We start from the raw sequence: 16,578 nt of genomic DNA, 5'->3' as shown, positions 1-16,578 counted from the left end.
CGCGGCCACCTCGACGCTGGCGCCTTGCGCGCTGCGCTGACGCGCATCGTGGCGCGCCATGAGGTGCTGCGCACCCGTTTCGTCGAGCAGGCAGGCCTGCCGGCGCAGCAGATCGACGCGCCGGCCGCATTCGCACTGGCGGTGAGCGACCTGCGCGCCTTGGCGGGGCACGAACAAGCCAGCGCCGTCGAACGCTACAGCGTGGACGAGGCGAGCGCGCCGTTCGACCTGGCGCGGGGACCGCTGATCCGCGGCCAGTTGCTGCGACTGGCGGAAGAGGAACACGTGCTGCTGCTGACGCAGCACCACATCGTGTCGGACGGCTGGTCGGTCGGCTTGCTGGTCGAGGAAGTACGGACTTTATATACCGCCTTCAGCCAGGGCCAGGCCGATCCGCTGCCGCCGCTGGCCGTGCAGTACGCCGACTACGCGCAATGGCAGCGCGGCTGGCTGCAGGGCGAGCTGCTGGAGCGCCAACTGGCGTTCTGGCGCGGCCACCTGGGCGGCGCGCCGTCGCTGCTGGAATTGCCGCTGGACCGGCCGCGCCCTGCGCAGCAAAGCTATGCGGGGGGGGCGCTGCCGGTGCGCCTGCCGGCCGCGTTGGCCGATGGCTTGCGCCAGTTGGCGCGGCGGGAAGGGACGACTTTGTTCATGACCTTGCTGGCCGGCTGGTCGGTGCTGCTGTCGCGCTTGAGCGGGCAGGGCGAGGTGGTGACCGGCACGCCGGTGGCGAACCGCCAGCGTGGCGACGTCGCGAACTTGATCGGCTTCTTCGTCAACACGCTGGCGCTGCGCGTGACGCTGGAGGACGATCCCACGGTGGCGCAGCTGCTGGCCCGGGTCAAGGCCGACACGCTGGAGGCCTACAGCCACCAGGATGTGCCGTTCGAGCAGGTGGTCGAGGCGCTCAAGCCGCCGCGCAGCACCAGCCACAGCCCGGTCTTCCAGGTGATGCTGAGCCTGAACAATACGCCTGATCGCAGCCTGACGCTGCCGGGCCTGACACTGGATATATTGGCGCAGCAGCGCGGCAGCGCGCAGTTTGAGTTGAACCTGGCGTTGGAAGAACAGGACGGCTCGCTGCATGGCTGGCTCACCTACGCGAGCACGCTGTTCGATGCGAGCACGGTGGCCCGCTTCATCCAGTACTTCGAAACGATCCTGGCCGGCATGGTGGCCGACGCGCAGCAGGCGGTGAGCCGTCTGCCGCTGCTGGACCCGGCGGGGCTGGCGCAGCTGGCCGGCTTCAACGCGACGGCGCATCCTTATCCGTCGCGCCTGGTGCACGAGCTGTTCGAGGAACAGGTGGCGCGCGACGGCGCGGCGATGGCGCTGGTGTGCGGCGCCGAGCGCCTGAGCTATGCGCAGCTGAACCAGCGCGCCAACCGCCTGGCGCATCATTTGCGCGCGCTGGGCATCGGCCCGGACGAGCGGGTGGCGATCTGCGTCGAGCGCAGCGTCGAGATGGTGGTGGGGCTGTTGGCGATCCTGAAGGCGGGCGGGGCCTACGTGCCGCTGGATCCCGACTATCCGGCCGAACGCCTGGCCTACATGCTGGCCGACAGCGCGCCGCGCGCGCTGCTGACGCACAGCGCCCTGCGCGAGCGGCTGGACGCAGGCGCGTTGCCGGTGCTGGAACTCGACCGCCTGGAGGCGGCGCTGGCCGGCCTGCCGGACGTCAATCCGGAACGTGGCGCGCTGCGTCCCGACCATTTGGCCTATGTGATCTACACCTCCGGCTCCACCGGGCAGCCCAAGGGCGTAATGAACCAGCACGACGGCGTCGTCAACCGTTTGCTGTGGGCGCAGGACACCTACCAGCTGACGGCGCGCGACCGGGTGCTGCAAAAGACGCCGATGGCGTTCGACGTCTCGGTCTGGGAATTTTTGCTGCCGTTGCTGGCCGGGGCGCAACTGGTGATGGCGCGGCCGCAGGGACATCAGGACCCGCAATACCTGGCCGAGGCGATCGAGACGGCGGGCATCACAATGCTGCACTTCGTGCCGTCGATGCTGCAGTTGTTCCTGCCGCAGGCCGACGCGCGCCGCTGCGCCTCGTTGCGGCGCGTGCTGTGCAGCGGCGAGGCGCTGCCGGCGGCGTTGCAGAAGCATTTCCACCGCAGCCTGCCGGACGTCGAACTGCACAATCTGTACGGACCGACCGAGGCGGCGGTCGATGTCACGGCATGGCATTGCCTGCCGGGGCAGGCGGGAAGCAGCGTGCCGATCGGACGTCCGATCGCCAACACGGCGATGTATGTGCTGGACCGCCAAGGGCAGCCGGTGCCGGTGGGCGTGGCCGGCGAACTGTATATCGGCGGCGTGCAGGTGGCACGCGGCTATCTGAACCGCCATGAATTGACGGCCGAGCGTTTCGTGCCCGATCCGTTCAGCGGCGTGCCGCGGGCGCGCATGTACAAGACGGGCGACGTGGGCCGCTGGCGCGAGGATGGCGCCATCGAGTACCTGGGCCGCAACGACTTCCAGGTCAAGCTGCGCGGCCAGCGCATCGAACTGGGCGAGATCGAAGCGCGCCTGGCGGCGTGCGACGGCGTGGGCGAGGCGGTGGTGGTGGCGCTCGGCGAGGGCGGCGACATGCGGCTGGTGGCTTATCTGGTGCCGGCGACGGGAGCGCAACTGGAAGCGGCGGCGCTGCGCGCGGCGCTGGCGCGGCAAGTGGCCGAGTACATGATACCGGGCGCGTTCGTGATGTTGGAGGCGTTGCCGTTGACGCCGAACGGCAAGCTCGATCGCAAGGCGCTGCCGGCGCCGGATGCGTCGGCGCTGGCGGTGCGCGAATATGCGCCGCCGCAAGGGGCGGCGGAAGAGGCCATCGCCGCGATCTGGCAGGAACTGCTGGGCGTGGAGCAGGTGGGCCGGCACGATCACTTCTTCGAGCTGGGCGGCCATTCGCTGATGGTGATCGGCATGCTCGAGCGCCTGCGCCAGCGGGGCTGGCATGGCGATGTGCGCGGCGTCTTCGGGGCGCCGACGCTGGCGGAACTGGCGGCTGGATTGGTGACGGCCGGCGGCGCGGCGGCGTTCGAGGTGCCGCTCAACGGCATCCCGGCCGGCGCGACGGCGATCACGCCGGAGATGCTGTCGCTGGTGGCGTTGACGCCGGCGCAGATCGAGCAGGTAGCGGCGTCCGTGCCCGGCGGCGTGGCCAACATCCAGGACATTTATCCGCTGGCGCCACTGCAGGCGGGCATCTTGTTCCACCACCTGCTGGGCGGCGAGGGCGACGCCTACCTCATGCGCTCCGTGCTCAGCTTCGACACGGCCGCGCGCATGGCCGCGTTCCTGGACGCGCTGCAGCGGGTCATCGACCGCCACGACATCTTGCGCAGCGCCGTGCGCTGGCAAGGCTTGCCGCAACCGGTGCAGGTGGTGCACCGCGCGGCGCCGCTGACCATCGAGCGGCTCGACGGCGGCGCCGATGCGCTTGAGCGGCTGATGGTGCAAACCGACACACGTCAACTGCGGCTGGATTTGCAGCGCGCGCCGCTGCTGTCCGCCTGGGCCGTGCAAGCGCCGGACAGCGAGGTTTGCCATTTGGCGCTGCTGACCCACCATCTGGTGTGCGACCACGTGACGCTGGAAGTGGTCATCGGGGAGATCGGCATGCTGCTGGCCGGGCGAGGCGCGGCACTGCCGCCGGCGCTGCCTTACCGCAATTTCGTGGCGCAGACGCTGGCCGTCGATCCGGCCGTGCACGAAGCCTATTTCCGTGCCCAATTGGGTGATGTGGACGAGCCGACGGCGCCGTTCGGACTGTTCGATGTACGGGGCGACGGCCAGCACGTCGATGAAGTTCGGATTGGTCTCGATGGCAACGTGTCATCGTCGATCAGGGCACTGGCGCGCCAGCATAGGGTATCGCCGGCAGTGCTGTTCCATGTGGCCTGGGCCCTCGTGGTGGCGCGGTGCAGCGACCGTCGGGAGGCGGTGTTTGGAACGGTGCTGTCGGGCCGCTTGCAGGGCACCAGCGGTGCTGACCGGGTGCTGGGCATGTTCATCAATACGCTGCCGGTGCGCATCAAGCTCGAAGGCGTCAGCGTGGGCGAGGTGGTGGCTGCGGTGTACGCTCAACTGGGCGAACTGCTGGAGCATGAGCAGGCGCCGCTGGCTCTGGCGCAGCGTTGCAGCGGTGTCGCCGCACCGGCGCCTTTGTTTACGTCGTTACTGAACTACCGCCATAGCCGCAGTAATGACCAGGATCCGCAAGCGGCGCTGGCCTGGGTAGGCATCGAGGCCGGGCCCGGCGAGGAGCGGACCAACTATCCGCTGACGCTGTCGGTGGATGACCTGGGGCAGGCATTCGCCATCACGGCGCAGTGCGATGGCGTGAGCGCGGCCCGGGTCGCGGACCTGCTGGCACACGCCGTGGAGCAATTCGTCCTGGCCTTGCAGCTGAGACCCGAGGCGCAACTGAGCAGCCTTGCCATCCTGCCAGCCGCCGAACGGCATCAGCTGCTGGAACAATTCCAGGGCGCGCCGCGCGCGTATCCAGCGAGCCTGGTGCACGAGCTGTTCGAGCAGCAGGTGGCGCGCGACGGCGCGGCGACGGCGCTGGTGTGCGGCGCCGAGCGCCTGAGCTATGCGCAGCTGAACCAGCGCGCCAACCGCCTGGCGCATCATTTGCGCGCGCTGGGCATCGGCCCGGACGAGCGGGTGGCGATCTGCGTCGAGCGCAGCGTCGAGATGGTGGTGGGCCTGCTGGCGATCCTGAAGGCGGGCGGCGCCTACGTGCCGCTGGACCCGGACTATCCGGGCGAACGCCTGGCCTATATGTTGGCCGACAGTGCGCCGCGCGCGCTGCTGACGCACAGCGCCCTGCGCGAGCGGCTGGACGCAGGCGCGGTGCCGGTGCTGGAACTCGACCGCCTGGAGGCGGCGCTGGCCGGCCTGCCGGACACCAATCCGGAACGTGGCGCGCTGCGTCCCGACCATTTGGCCTATGTGATCTACACCTCCGGCTCCACCGGGCAGCCGAAAGGCGTGATGAACCAGCACGACGGCGTCGTCAACCGCTTGTTGTGGGGGCAGGACACCTACCAGCTGACGGCGCGCGACCGGGTGCTGCAAAAGACGCCGATGGCGTTCGACGTCTCGGTCTGGGAATTCTTCCTGCCGCTGCTGGCCGGGGCGCAACTGGTGATGGCACGGCCGCAGGGTCACCTGGATCCGCAATACCTGGCCGAGGCGATCGAAGCTGCGGGCATCACGATGATGCACTTCGTGCCGTCGATGCTGCAGCTGTTCCTGCCGCAGGCCGACGCGCGCCGCTGCGCTTCGTTGCGGCGCGTGCTGTGCAGCGGCGAGGCGCTGCCGGCGGCGCTGCAGCAGCATTTCCACCGCAGCCTGCCGGACGTCGAACTGCACAATCTGTACGGGCCGACCGAGGCGGCGGTCGAGGTCACGGCATGGCACTGCTTGCCGGGACAGGGGGGAAGCAGCGTGCCGATCGGACGTCCGATCGCCAACACGGCGATGTATGTGCTGGACCGCCAGGGCCAGCCGGTGCCGGTGGGCGTGGCCGGCGAACTGTATATCGGCGGCGTGCAGGTGGCACGCGGCTATCTGAACCGCCATGAATTGACGGCCGAGCGTTTCGTGCCCGATTCGTTCAGCGGCGTGCCGCGGGCGCGCATGTACAAGACGGGCGACGTGGGCCGCTGGCGCGAGGATGGCGCGATCGAATACCTGGGCCGCAACGACTTCCAGGTCAAGCTGCGCGGCCAGCGCATCGAACTGGGCGAGATCGAAGCTCGCCTGGTGGCATGCGACGGCGTGGGCGAGGCGGTGGTGGTGGCGCGCGGCGAAGGCGGCGACATGCGGCTGGTGGCCTATCTGGTGCCGGCGGCGGGAGCGCAGCTGGAAGCGGCGGCGCTGCGCGCGGCGCTGGCGCGGCAAGTGGCCGAATACATGATACCGGGCGCGTTCGTGATGCTGGAGGCGTTGCCGCTGACGCCGAACGGCAAGCTCGATCGCAAGGCCCTGCCGGCGCCGGACGCGTCGGCGCTGGCGGCGCGCGAGTACGTGCCGCCACAGGGAGTGGTGGAAAAGGCGATCGCGACGATCTGGCGGGAACTGCTGGGCGTGGAGCAGGTGGGCCGGCACGATCACTTCTTCGAGCTGGGCGGCCATTCACTGATGTTGATCAGCATGCTCGAACGCCTGCGCCAGCAGGGCTGGCATGGCGATGTGCGCGGCGTTTTCGCGGCGCCGACGCTGGCGGCGCTGGCGGCCAGGTTGGTGACGACCGGCGGCGCGGTGGCGGTCGAAGTGCCGCCCAACGGCATTCCGGCTGGCGCGACGCAGATCACGCCGGAGATGCTGCCGCTGGTGGCGTTGACGCCGGCGCAGATCGAGCAGGTGGCGGCGTCTGTTCCCGGCGGCGCGGCCAATATCCAGGACATCTATCCGCTGGCGCCACTGCAGGCGGGCATCTTGTTCCATCACCTGCTGGGCGGCGAGGGCGATGCCTACCTGCTACGCTCCACGCTCAGTTTCGACACCGCCGCGCGCATGGGCGCGTTCCTGGCCGCGCTGCAGCAGGTCATCGATCGCCACGACATCTTGCGCAGCGCCGTGCACTGGCAAGGCTTGCCGCAGCCGGTGCAGGTGGTGCACCGCGTGGCGCGACTGCCCGTGACGAGGCTGCCAACGGACGGAAACACGCCGGCACGCGAACAGTTACTGGCGCAAGCAGATCCGCGCCGACTGCGCCTGGATTTGCAGCGCGCGCCGCTGCTGTCCGCCTGGACCGTGCAAGCGCCGGACAGCGAGGTTTGCCATCTGGCGCTGCTGACCCACCATCTGGTGTGCGACCACGTGACGCTGGAAGTCGTCATCGGGGAGATCGGCATGCTGCTGGCCGGGCGAGGCGCGGCACTGCCGTCGGCGCTGCCTTACCGCAATTTCGTGGCGCAGACGCTGGCCGTCGATCCGGCCGTGCACGAAGCCTATTTCCGCGCCCAATTGGGTGATGTGGACGAGCCGACGGCGCCGTTCGGACTGTTCGATGTACGCGGTGACGGCCAGCACGTCGATGAAGTTCGGATTGGTCTCGATGGCAACATGTCATCGTCGATCAGGGCACTGGCGCGCCAGCATAGGGTATCGCCGGCAGTGCTGTTCCATGTGGCCTGGGCCCTCGTGGTGGCGCAGTGCAGCGACCGTCGGGAGGCGGTGTTTGGAACGGTGCTGTCGGGCCGCTTGCAGGGTACCAGCGGTGCGGACCGGGTGCTGGGCATGTTCATCAATACGCTGCCGGTGCGCATCAGGCTCGAAGGCGTCGGCGTGGGCGAATCCGTGGCCGCGGTGTACGCCCAATTGAGCGAGTTGGTGGCGCATGAACAGGCGCCGTTGGCCCTGGCGCAGCGCTGCAGCGGTGTCGCCGCGCCGGTGCCTTTGTTTACGTCTTTACTGAATTATCGTCACAGCGGGGACAATACCCAGGATCCGCAAGCGGCATCGGCGTGGGCGGGGATCGAGGCCGCGCCTGACGAGGAGCGGACCAACTATCCGCTGACGCTGTCGGTGGACGACCTGGGGCAGGCGTTCGCCATCACGGCGCAGTGCGTCGGCGTGAGCGCGGCCCGGGTCGCGGACCTGCTGGCGCACGCCGTGGAGCAATTCGTCCTGGCCTTGCAGCTGAGGCCCGAGGCGCAACTGAGCAGCCTTGCCATCCTGCCTGCCGCCGAACGGCATCAGCTGCTGGAACAATTCCAGGGCGCGCCGCGCGCGTATCCAGCGAGCCTGGTGCACGAGCTGTTCGAGCAGCAGGTGGCGCGCGATGGCGCGGCGACGGCGCTGGTGTGCGGCGCCGAGCGCCTGAGCTATGCGCAGCTGAACCAGCGCGCCAACCGCCTGGCGCATCACTTGCGCGCGCTGGGCATCGGCCCGGACGAGCGGGTGGCGATCTGCGTCGAGCGCAGCGTCGAGATGGTGGTGGGCCTGCTGGCGATCCTGAAGGCGGGCGGGGCCTACGTGCCGCTGGATCCCGACTATCCGGCCGAGCGCCTGGCCTACATGCTGGCCGACAGTGCGCCGCGCGCGCTGTTGACGCACAGCGCCTTGCGTGACCGGCTGGCCGCGGGCGCCGTGCCGGTGCTCGAACTCGATGGCTTGGAGGCGGCGCTGGCCGGCCTGCCGGACACCAATCCGGAACGTGGCGCGCTGCGCCCGGACCATCTGGCCTACGTGATCTACACCTCCGGCTCCACCGGGCAGCCGAAAGGCGCGATGAACCAGCACGACGGCGTCGTCAACCGTTTGCTGTGGGCACAGGACACCTACCAGCTGACGGCGCGCGACCGCGTTCTGCAAAAGACGCCGATGGCGTTCGACGTCTCGGTCTGGGAATTTTTCCTGCCGTTGCTGGCCGGGGCGCAACTGGTGATGGCGCGGCCGCAGGGACATCAGGACCCGCAATACCTGGCCGAGGCGATCGAGACGGCGGGCATCACAATGCTGCACTTCGTGCCGTCGATGCTGCAGCTGTTCCTGCCGCAGGCCGACGCGCGCCGCTGCGCTTCGTTGCGGCGCGTGCTGTGCAGCGGCGAGGCGCTGCCGGCGGCGTTGCAGCAGCATTTCCACCGCAGCCTGCCGGACGTCGAACTGCACAATCTGTACGGACCGACCGAGGCGGCGGTCGATGTCACGGCATGGCATTGCCTGCCGGGGCAGGCGGGAAGCAGCGTGCCGATCGGACGTCCGATCGCCAACACGGCGATGTATGTGCTGGACCGCCAAGGGCAGCCGGTGCCGGTGGGCGTGGCCGGCGAACTGTATATCGGCGGCGTGCAGGTGGCACGCGGCTATCTGAACCGCCATGAATTGACGGCCGAGCGTTTCGTGCCCGATCCGTTCAGCGGCGTGCCGCGGGCGCGCATGTACAAGACGGGCGACGTGGGCCGCTGGCGCGAGGATGGCGCGATCGAATACCTGGGCCGCAACGACTTCCAGGTCAAGCTGCGCGGCCAGCGCATCGAACTGGGCGAGATCGAAGCGCGCCTGATGGCATGCGAGGGCGTGGGCGAGGCGGTGGTGGTGGCGCGCGGCGAGGGCGGCGACATGCGGCTGGTGGCCTATCTGGTGCCGGCGGCGGGAGCGCAGCTGGAAGCGGCGGCGCTGCGCGCGGCGCTGGCGCGGCAAGTGGCCGAGTACATGATACCGGGCGCGTTCGTGATGCTGGAGGCGTTGCCGCTGACCCCGAACGGCAAGCTCGATCGCAAGGCGCTGCCGGCGCCGGATGCGTCGGCGCTGGCGGCGCGCGAGTATGTACCGCCACAGGGAGTGGTGGAAAAGGCGATTGCGGCGATCTGGCAAGACTTGCTCGGCGTGGAAAAGGTAGGCCGGCACGACAATTTCTTCGAGCTGGGCGGCCACTCGCTGCTGGCGATCCAGTTATTGAGTTTGCTGCGCGGCCAATTCGGCGTGGAGTTGACCATACACGAGCTATTCCATCAGGCCACCGTTGACGCAATTGGTATGGTAATCAGCGATAAACAGCTGGCGCAATTCGCTGCCGCCGACATCGAGGTGCTGAGCAAGGACATTGACGAGTTGCCGGAGGCGGAACTCATGCAATTGCTGGAAGAGGAACGCAGGCTTGCCGCGACAAACTAACCATGACCGATTTCGAATCCATGAAGACACATAGCACCCTGGAAGAATTGAAGCGCGAGCTGTTGATGCTGAAGTTGGCGCGTCAGGCTGAGCGCACGGCGATACCTGTTGTGGAAGCCCCCATCTCGCTGGCCGACCGCAACACGGCGTTGCCGTTGTCGTGGGCGCAGCAGCGCCTGTGGTTCCTGGACCGGATGGACCCGGCGGCCGGCGCCGCCTACCACATGCCCGCGCGGCTGCGATTGCGCGGCCGGCTCGACGCCGACGCCTTGCGCGCCGCGCTGACGCGCATCGTGGCGCGCCACGAAGTGCTGCGCACCCGTTTCGTCGAGCAGGCCGGCCAGCCGGCGCAACAGATCGACGCGCCGGCCGCATTCGCGCTGGCGGTGAGCGACCTGCGCGCCTTGGCGGGGCATGAGCAAGCCAGCGCCGTCGAGCGCTACAGCGTGGACGAGGCGAGCGCGCCGTTCGACCTGGCGCGGGGACCGCTGATCCGCGGCCAGTTGCTGCGGCTGGCGGAAGAGGAACACGTGCTGCTGCTGACGCAGCACCACATCGTGTCGGACGGCTGGTCGGTCGGCCTCCTGGTCGAGGAAGTACGGACTTTATATACCGCCTTCAGCCAGGGCCAGGCCGATCCGCTGCCGCCGCTGGCCGTGCAGTACGCCGACTACGCGCAATGGCAGCGCGGCTGGCTGCAGGGCGAGCTGCTGGAGCGCCAACTGGCGTTCTGGCGCGGCCACCTGGGCGGCGCGCCGTCGCTGCTGGAATTGCCGCTAGACCGGCCGCGTCCGGCGCAGCAAAGCTATGCGGGCGGCGCGCTGCCGGTGCGCCTGCCGGCCGCGTTGGCCGATGGCTTGCGCCAGTTGGCGCGACGGGAAGGCGCGACCTTGTTCATGGCCTTGCTGGCCGGCTGGTCGGTGCTGCTATCGCGCCTGAGCGGGCAGGGCGAGGTGGTGACCGGCACGCCGGTGGCGAATCGCCAGCGTGGCGACGTGACGAACTTGATCGGCTTCTTCATCAACACGCTGGCGCTGCGCGTGACGCTGGAGGACGATCCCACGGTGGCGCAGCTTCTGGCCCGGGTCAAGGCCAGTACGCTGGAGGCTTACAGCCACCAGGATGTGGCGTTCGAGCAGGTGGTCGAGGCGCTCAAGCCACCGCGCAGCACCAGCCACAGCCCGGTCTTCCAGGTGATGCTGAGCCTGAACAACACACCGGCGCGCAGCCTGACGCTGCCGGACCTGACGCTGGACAGCATGCCGCAGGACGGCAACAGCGCGCAGTTCGAACTAAGCCTGGTGCTGGAAGAGTACGAGGGATCGCTGCACGGTTCTCTCACCTACGCGAGCGCGCTGTTCGATGCGAGCACGGTGGCCCGCTTCATCCAGTACTTCGAAACGATCCTGGCCGGCATGGTGGCCGACGCGCAGCAGGTGGTGAGCCGTCTGCCGCTGCTGGACCCGGCGGGGCTGGCGCAGCTGGCCGGCTTCAACGCGACGGCGCATCCTTATCCGTCGCGCCTGGTGCACGAGCTGTTCGAGGAACAGGTGGCGCGCGATGGCGCGGCGACGGCGCTGGTGTGCGGCGCCGAGCGCCTGAGCTATGCGCAGCTGAACCAGCGCGCCAACCGCCTGGCGCATCACTTGCGCGCGCTGGGCATCGGCCCGGACGAGCGGGTGGCGATCTGCGTCGAGCGCAGCGTCGAGATGGTGGTGGGGCTGCTGGCGATCCTGAAGGCGGGCGGGGCCTACGTGCCGCTGGATCCCGACTATCCGGCCGAGCGCCTGGCCTACATGCTGGCCGACAGTGCGCCGCGCGCGCTGTTGACGCACAGCGCCTTGCGTGACCGGCTGGCCGCGGGCGCCGTGCCGGTGCTCGAACTCGATGGCTTGGAGGCGGCGCTGGCCGGCCTGCCGGACACCAATCCGGAACGTGGCGCGCTGCGCCCGGACCATCTGGCCTACGTGATCTACACCTCCGGCTCCACCGGGCAGCCGAAAGGCGCGATGAACCAGCACGACGGCGTCGTCAACCGTTTGCTGTGGGCACAGGACACCTACCAGCTGACGGCGCGCGACCGCGTTCTGCAAAAGACGCCGATGGCGTTCGACGTCTCGGTCTGGGAATTTTTCCTGCCGTTGCTGGCCGGGGCGCAACTGGTGATGGCGCGGCCGCAGGGACATCAGGACCCGCAATACCTGGCCGAGGCGATCGAGACGGCGGGCATCACAATGCTGCACTTCGTGCCGTCGATGCTGCAGCTGTTCCTGCCGCAGGCCGACGCGCGCCGCTGCGCTTCGTTGCGGCGCGTGCTGTGCAGCGGCGAGGCGCTGCCGGCGGCGTTGCAGCAGCATTTCCACCGCAGCCTGCCGGACGTCGAACTGCACAATCTGTACGGACCGACCGAGGCGGCGGTCGATGTCACGGCATGGCATTGCCTGCCGGGGCAGGCGGGAAGCAGCGTGCCGATCGGACGTCCGATCGCCAACACGGCGATGTATGTGCTGGACCGCCAAGGGCAGCCGGTGCCGGTGGGCGTGGCCGGCGAACTGTATATCGGCGGCGTGCAGGTGGCACGCGGCTATCTGAACCGCCATGAATTGACGGCCGAGCGTTTCGTGCCCGATCCGTTCAGCGGCGTGCCGCGGGCGCGCATGTACAAGACGGGCGACGTGGGCCGCTGGCGCGAGGATGGCGCGATCGAATACCTGGGCCGCAACGACTTCCAGGTCAAGCTGCGCGGCCAGCGCATCGAACTGGGCGAGATCGAAGCGCGCCTGATGGCATGCGAGGGCGTGGGCGAGGCGGTGGTGGTGGCGCGCGGCGAGGGCGGCGACATGCGGCTGGTGGCTTATCTGGTGCCGGCGACGGGAGCGCAGCTGGAAGCGGCGGCGCTGCGCGCGGCGCTGGCGCGGCAAGTGGCCGAGTACATGATACCGGGCGCGTTCGTGATGTTGGAGGCGTTGCCGTTGACGCCGAACGGCAAGCTCGATCGCAAGGCGCTGTCGGCGCCGGATGCGTCGGCGCTGGCGGTGCGCGAATATGCGCCGCCGCAAGGGGCGGCGGAAGAGGCCATCGCCGCGATCTGGCAGGAACTGCTGGGCGTGGAGCAGGTGGGCCGGCACGATCACTTCTTCGAGCTGGGCGGCCATTCGCTGATGGTGATCGGCATGCTCGAGCGCCTGCGCCAGCGGGGCTGGCATGGCGATGTGCGCAGCGTCTTCGGGGCGCCGACGCTGGCGGAACTGGCGGCCGGATTGGTGACGGCCGGCGGCGCGGCGGCGTTCGAGGTGCCGCCCAACGGCGTCCCGGCCGGCGCGACGGTGATCACGCCGGAGATGCTGCCGCTGGTGGCGTTGACGCCGGCGCAGATCGAGCAGGTGGCGGCGTCCGTGCCCGGCGGCGCGGCCAATATCCAGGACATCTATCCGCTGGCGCCGGTGCAGGCGGGCATCTTGTTCCACCACCTGCTGGGCGGCGAGGGCGACGCCTATCTGATGCGTTCGGTGATCAGCTTCGACACGGCCGCGCGGATGGAGGCGTTCCTGGACGCGCTGCAGCGGGTCATCGACCGCCACGACATCTTGCGCAGCGCCGTGCGCTGGCAAGGCTTGCCGCAACCGGTGCAGGTGGTGCACCGCGCGGCGCCGCTGCTCGTCGAACGGCTCGACGGCGGCGCCGATGCGCTTGAACGGTTGATGGCGCAAACCGATCCGCGCCAACTGCGCCTGGATCTGCTACGTGCTCCCTTGCTGCGCGCCTACACGGTGCACGATGAGGAAAACGGCAAGTACCATTTGTCGCTGCTGAATCATCACCTGGTGAGCGACCATGTGACGATGGAGCTGCTGATCGCCGAGATAGGCCTGTTGCTGCGGGACCGGGCCGACCAATTGCCGGCCTCGCTGCCTTACCGCAATTTCATCGCGCAGACGCTAAACGACGATCCTGTCGTGCAAGAGGCATATTTCCGGCGCGTGCTGGGCGATGTGGAGGAACCGACGGCACCGTTCGGCCTGCTCGATGTGCAAGGCAGCGGCAAGGACGTGCGCATCGCGCGCATGGCATTGGAGACGGCGATGAGTGCGCGCCTGCGGGAGGCCGCGCGGCGCCACGCCGTGACACCGGCGGTGCTGTTCCACGTGGCCTGGGCGCTGGTTCTGGGCCGGTGCGCCGGACGCGACGATGTGGTGTTCGGCACCGTGCTGTCGGGCCGCATGCGCGGCACGGCGGGCAGCGGCGGCACGCTGGGCATGTTCATCAACACCCTGCCGATACGGATCCGGCTCGACGGCGCCAGCGCGCTGGACGCCGTCGCCGCCACCTACCGCGACCTGGGCGAGTTGCTGACGCATGAACAGGCGCCGTTGGCGTTGGCGCAGCGCTGCAGCGGCGTCGCCGCGCCCGCCCCGTTGTTTACGACCTTGCTGAATTACAGGCACAGCCCCCGGCAGCAGGCCGCGCAAGCCCTTAAGGAATGGGATGGCGTCCACTTATTGTCGGCAGAGGAACGCACCAATTATCCGATCGACGTGTCGATCGACGATACGAGGAGCGACTTCGCCCTCGAAGCGTGCACGGTGCGGATCGCCCCGCAGCGCATCATCGGCTATCTGCACACCACGCTCTGCCAGCTGCTGGACGCGCTGGAAGCGGCGCCTGACACGCCGTTGCAGGCCTTGCATATCCTGCCGCCCGATGAGCGCGACGCCTTGCTCGACGCCTATCCCGTGACGCCGGCGTCGCCGGACCTGCTGGCGCATCAGTTGTTCGAGCGCCAGGCGGCGCGCCAGCCGGACGCGCCGGCCGTGCGGACGCGGCAGGAAGTGCTCAGTTACGCCGAACTCAACATCCGGGCCAACCGGCTGGCCCACTATCTGATCGGGCTCGGCGTGGGGCCGGACAGCCGGGTCGGCCTGGCGCTGGAACGCGGCGTCGCCAGCATCGTCGGCATGCTGGCGATCCTGAAGGCCGGCGGCGCCTATGTGCCGCTCGACCCCAATTTCCCGCCGGAGCGGCTGGCGCATATGCTGGGCGACAGCGCGCCGGTGGCCGTGCTGACGCGGCAAGAACTGGCGTCCAGGCTGGCGCCGCAAGACGGCGCCGTGGTGCTGGTCGATGCCGATGCGCAGCGCATCGCGGCCTGCGCGCCGCACAATCCCGATCCGGCGGCCTCGGGGCTGCGCGCGCACCATCTCGCCTATGTGATCTATACGTCGGGCTCGACCGGGCTGCCGAAGGGCGTGATGGTCGAGCACGGCAACCTGTGCAACTACAGCGCCGGCGCCGTGGCGTTGTTCGCCTCGCATGCCGGCGACACCGTCCTGCATCAGAACACCCTGAACTTCGACTTGTCGGTGGAGGAAATCTTCCCGGCGCTGGCCAGCGGCGCGGCCGTCATGCCGACCGAGGGCCTGTTCGGCGCCAACCTGGCGCTGGACGATGGCATGCGGCCGAGCGTGGTGCACCTGACGTCGGCCCATTGGCACAACCTGGTGGGCCATTGGCTGGCGGCGCCACACCTGGCCTTGCAGCAATTGCACGGGGTGCGGCTGATCAACGTCACCGGCGACGTGCTGTCGCCGCAAAAGATACTCGACTGGGACACCATCCGTCCGGCCGGCGTCAGGCTGGTCAACACCTACGGGCCGACCGAGGCCACGGTGTCCTGCACCGCCACCTATGTGGCGGCGGACGACGCGCGCTCGATGACCTCGATCGGCACGCCGATGCTGAATGCCCGGATCTACATTCTGGATGGCAGGCAGCGCCTGCTGCCTGCCGGGGCGACCGGCGAGATCTGCATCGGCGGGCTGGGCATCGCGCGCGGCTATCTCAATCGCGACGACTTGAACGCGAGCCGCTTCATCGCCGATCCGTTCAGCGCCGGGCCCGGCGCCCGCCTGTACCGCACGGGCGACCTGGGGCGCTGGGGCGACGACGGCGCCGTGTATTTCCAGGGACGTAACGATTTCCAGGTCAAGGTGCGCGGCTTCCGCATCGAGCTGGAGGAGATTGAATCGGCGCTGCTGCGCTGCGAAGGCGTGCGCGACGCCGTCGTCGTGGCGCGGCCGGAGGCCGACGGCGGCAAGCGCCTGGTGGCCTACGTGGTCGTGACCGACGGCGCGACTTTATCCACCGCCACGCTGCGCCCGCTGCTGCTGACGCGCCTGGCCGAATATATGGTGCCCGGCGCCATCGTCGTGCTGCCGGCTTTCCCGTTGACGCCGAACGGCAAATTGGACCGCAAGGCCTTGCCGGCGCCGGACGACGATGCGCACCGGGCGGCGCCGGCCGAACCGCCGCAGGGGGAAATGGAAACACTGCTGGCGGACATCTGGCGGCAATTGCTGGGCGTGTCACAGGTCGGCCGGCACGACGATTTCTTTGCCCTGGGCGGCCATTCGCTGCTGGCGATTCAATTGCTGGGGCGCGTGCGCGAGCAGGCCGGCGTCGAGCTGGAACTCAGGAGCTTGTTCCAGACGCCGACGCTGGCCGCATTGGCCCAGGAAATCACCGTGCAGCAGTTGGCCGCGCTGAGCGAGGAGGAGCTCGCCGAGCTGACACGCGACCTCGATGCGCTGGATGATAGTGAACTAGAAGCAATCTTAACCCGAGAAAAGGAAGGTCTTGGTAATGAATAGTCCGCTCACGAAAACCGAGCAATTAAAGCAGGAAGTCCTGATCTCGCGGGCGGCGAAGTTGCTCGCGCTGCGCACGCGCGGCGACAGGGAAGGCGCCATCGCTGCCGTCGCGCGCGATGCCGCACTGCCGTTGTCGTGGGGGCAGCAGCGCCTGTGGCTCCTTGAGCAAATCGATATGGCCGCCGGCGCGGCGTACCGCGCATCCTCAGCGATGCGGCTGCGCGGCCGGCTTGATGTCGATGCCTTGCGTGCCGCGCTGGACGGCCTGGTGGCGCGTCACGAAATCCTGCGCACG

3 protein-coding genes are annotated in these 16,578 nt (G+C 68.9%); all 3 read left to right on the top strand.

Features of this window, described 5'->3' with window-relative positions; genetic code table 11:
• Positions 1 to 9,636: amino acid adenylation domain-containing protein (locus tag ACEN9F_RS32020; RefSeq protein ID WP_413427278.1), on the top strand; the 9,636-nt coding region annotated here is incomplete at its 5' end.
• A gap of 20 nt (positions 9,637 to 9,656) precedes the next feature.
• Positions 9,657 to 16,283, top strand: coding sequence for an amino acid adenylation domain-containing protein (locus tag ACEN9F_RS32015; protein WP_413427276.1), 6,627 nt, complete (start codon positions 9,657 to 9,659; stop codon positions 16,281 to 16,283).
• Positions 16,276 to 16,578, top strand: a 303-nt coding sequence (locus ACEN9F_RS32010) for a condensation domain-containing protein (protein WP_413427274.1), incomplete at its 3' end; no start/stop codon positions are given. The genes ACEN9F_RS32015 and ACEN9F_RS32010, both read left to right, overlap by 8 nt.

Origin of the sequence: Duganella sp. CT11-25 (assembly GCF_047302815.1) — a bacterium.
GTDB lineage: Bacteria > Pseudomonadota > Gammaproteobacteria > Burkholderiales > Burkholderiaceae_D > Rugamonas.
Note: the sequence above shows the minus strand (reverse complement) of the source record. Positions and strands in the feature narration are given on the sequence as shown.